A 3,276-nucleotide genomic window follows, 5' to 3' on the forward strand; every position below is an offset into this window, starting at 1 on the left:
AATTTCTAGAAGTGACTGTTTGACTGGTTTCTTTTTGATGATTCTTTGGTCGATTTCGATTTGATGGATTTAGTTTAGCTTCGATTTTTTCTTTCACTTCTTGATATACTTTAGAATTTGTGCCAATAAGAACGCCTGTATCTTTTAGATATAAATCAGCAAATTCTGCGATGATTTCAGTCATGATGGAAATTTCTTTTCCCATAGCATTTAGTTTTGCCTGATTGCTGGTAGTGGTCGTGTTGGTATCGGGTTCATAACTCATACATAAAAAGCGAATGGCTTCCGAGTAGTTATTGATATCTGGATTTTTTTCGATGATGGAATCTAAAACGTCAACATGACTAGGGTACAAAGTAACATGTTTTTGGACAGAAGTTTTTCTCATGGTTATATCATTCCTCCGATAAGCATTTCAATGATTTGATTATTTGTGTAGACATACTCGCTTAATATTTGAGTATTTTCTGTTTGGATAGCAATAAATTTATCGAGCAATAAATCGAATTGGTCTTTTTTGTAAGTCGTAAGTTGACGGTCAAAATCACTTTCGATTAAAACTTTTAGATATTTATTTCGACTCCATTTTTCTCCTGTTTTATTCGTGAGTTCTTGGCAACGTTTGTCTATTGTTGCAACAAACTTTGGATCAATATTCCGAACTAAAATGTCCATAAAAAATCTCCTTTTGCAATTATGTATAATTTATGTATACCATACAAATACTATATTTGTATAGCTGTTTTTTGCCAAAATGCTATACATAAGCTACCCACGATGGCGAAAAAGTGATATCAAATTTTTTTCTGAGAAACGTGATAGGCACAGCCTATCTACCCACTTTTTTTAGAAAGTGGGTACACGTTTCCTTATGCTCTTTAAAATTCGGGGGGGAGTGCTGCACGTGTAATCGATAACCAAATTTAAAAATGCACGATCAAAAATTTATTTAGTTTTTCAAACGACATTTTTTTTGAGAGTATAGACGGCAAAGAAGTGATTTTATTTCTAGAAAAATTGTGAGACTGGAGAAAGAAAAAATGGAAAAATTTCCTTACGAATATTTTCAAAACTTAGAAAAATTAGAGCAAGCAATTCAAGCAATCAAGTTCGATTTAACAGACGAAAAATTGTTGGAATATAAAAATATGACACCCGAAAGAAAACGATCGTTGGAAAAATTAATGCAACTAGTGAACGAAGACGGCGGAATTTCAGACGCAGCTTTTGACGCATGGAGCGAATTTCATGGAGAATATAATTAAGTGGGTTTAAATGGCTCTAAAATCGCTTCTAAGAGTTTTTTAGCTTGGACCAATGAAATACACCAAAAACTAAATAAAACGTCTTAAATCGAAAAATACGAGCTCTCAGAGCGACTTTATTTGTAAATGTTGCATATAAGAAATAATTACGGATTTTAGACTTTTGTAGGATATTTTTGAAATAAATATTTATTTCTGTTATAATTTGATTGCAAATAAGTGAACACGAAACACACGAAAGCCCCAGAGAGGTCGGATTCTCTGGGGCTTTTTTTGTGGGCTGAGTCGCCTTAATTAAGTTTTACTTCTTGTTTCGGTTATTCAACCAGTAACTGAACAAAGCGCTTAAAAGCCCAACAAGAAGGGAGCAAATAAAGTTAGTGAACACGAAACACACCTCCTTCCAGTCGCAAGACTGTCGGATAGGCGACAATCAATTATACAATAAAAAAGCAAAAATAAGCCTAAGTTTTTTATTGCCTTGGGGTTGTTAGGGCTTGCCCTGACCGCCTGTAAGGCGCTTTAGAACGAAGGACATAGTTTTTATCGAATCTTGTCTTAGAACGGCTTAGACGAGCTCTCAGGACGCCACAAAGGAGTCCCTAATGAATTATTTTTGGCGAAGGAGCCTAAAGGCGACTGCTGCAAGTAAAATGTGAGAGCGTAGCGATCACTCCTTCTTACAGCGACCATAGGGAGCTAGATTGGCAGTTTAATATCATGCGCGAACCTGTTTATTTTAAAAAGTGGGTGATTTTTTGGCGGGAAATTTTGCTCGCGCGCGCGCGTTTATTTTATTTATTTTTTAAAGATTTTTTAGAACCCTTTTTAGGGGGCAGTTGAGCCTTACTCTCCCAACGGATACAGAAGGGTACTAACAACTTTTTATCTGAGTACTAACAACTTTTTATCTGAGTACTAACAACTTTTTATCTGAGTACTAACAACTTTTTATCTGAGTACTAATATCCTTTTGTATAATAACAACCAACCTATTTACGAGTTGGTTGTTAAAGGTTATTATTTATTTGTAAGGGGGGAAGAAAGGAATGGATGAAAAAACGGAATTAACAGTCAAATATCAAAATGAATTGAATTTAGTACCGCTGAAAAATTTCAATGCTAAGCAGATGGATTTATTTTTTGCATTATGCGCTCGTATGAAAGATCGTGGTTTGAAAAAAGTTAGATTTTCTTTCGAGGAATTAAAAGAGTTAAGTGATTATAAGATGACTGCTACAAAAGCCTTTGTCGGTGATTTAGAAAAGCTCTATAAAGATATGCTTAATCTTACTTACCGTACTGAAGATGAGGATTCTATTCGCTACTTTGTTTTGTTTACTGGTTTTGAAATCAATAAAACAAAAAAGTTTGTTGAAGTCAGTGTTAATCCGGACCTAGAATATATTATTAATGGTTTAACAGCTGAATTTAGTAGATTTGAATTATCTGCTTTCACGTCGTTGCGTTCTACGTATGCAAAAACTCTATTCCGACTGCTTATGCAGTACCGTTCTACTGGTTATTATGTAGTTCGTATTGAAGAGTTTAGGAGCTTAATGGATATCCCAGAATACTATCAAATGGGTAACATTGATCAAAAAGTATTAAATCCTGCATTACGAGAACTAAAAAAATACTTCAATGATCTTAAAGTCACAAAAATAAAAGCAAAAAAGGGCAATAAAATCGCCAAATTAGAATTTACTTTTTCAAGCCTAACGTCAGATTTGCCAAAGATTTCTCTGCGTAACTGGTTAGAAGAATAAATAAAAAAGAACTCGCCCCCCTTACATTAAGCAAGTAGACAAGTCCCTTACAACCGACTAAGATTGCTAGTACATTCTAGCATATTGTATGGGGCTTCTAAATAAAAAACAGATAGGAATAACTCCTATCTGTTTTTTATCGTTTTAGAAAATTTGTTGGGTCGAAATTTCTAGAAGTGACTGTTTGACTGGTTTCTTTTTGATGATTCTTTGGTCGATTTCGATTTGATGGATTTAGTTTA

At 34.2% G+C, this 3,276-nt stretch carries 5 protein-coding genes; 2 read left to right on the forward strand and 3 right to left on the reverse strand.

The features are described from left to right. Both ACP693_RS17545 and ACP693_RS17550 read right to left on the reverse strand, forming a co-directional pair. The coding region (locus ACP693_RS17545) for a hypothetical protein (RefSeq protein ID WP_426050123.1) at positions 1 to 388 on the reverse strand (388 nt) is incomplete at its 3' end. A 2-nt stretch (positions 389 to 390) separates the two neighbouring features. Next, positions 391 to 675, reverse strand: a complete 285-nt coding sequence (locus ACP693_RS17550) for a hypothetical protein (protein ID WP_000353844.1) — start codon at positions 673 to 675, stop codon at positions 391 to 393. Between the two features lie 365 nt (positions 676 to 1,040). On the opposite strand from ACP693_RS17550, the gene ACP693_RS17555 reads away from it, so the two are divergent. Continuing rightward, a complete protein-coding gene (locus tag ACP693_RS17555) occupies positions 1,041 to 1,265 on the forward strand; it encodes a hypothetical protein (RefSeq protein ID WP_000410576.1) in 225 nt (74 codons plus the stop codon). Positions 1,266 to 1,566: 301 nt separating this feature from the next. Here the strand turns inward: ACP693_RS17555 and ACP693_RS17560 are convergent, their stop codons facing one another. Next, positions 1,567 to 1,662, reverse strand: coding sequence for a type I toxin-antitoxin system Fst family toxin (locus ACP693_RS17560; RefSeq protein ID WP_106913803.1), 96 nt, complete (start codon positions 1,660 to 1,662; stop codon positions 1,567 to 1,569). A gap of 652 nt (positions 1,663 to 2,314) precedes the next feature. Here ACP693_RS17560 and ACP693_RS17565 point away from each other — a divergent pair. Beyond that, the gene (locus tag ACP693_RS17565; protein WP_002311815.1) at positions 2,315 to 3,034 is read left to right on the forward strand and encodes a replication initiation protein; all 720 of its coding nucleotides are present in this window, start codon (positions 2,315 to 2,317) and stop codon (positions 3,032 to 3,034) included. The last annotated feature ends 242 nt before the right edge of the window (positions 3,035 to 3,276 follow it).

The sequence above is a fragment of the Brevundimonas sp. TWP1-3 genome, from assembly GCF_049896085.1.
In the GTDB taxonomy this organism is placed as follows: Bacteria; Pseudomonadota; Alphaproteobacteria; order Caulobacterales; family Caulobacteraceae; genus Brevundimonas.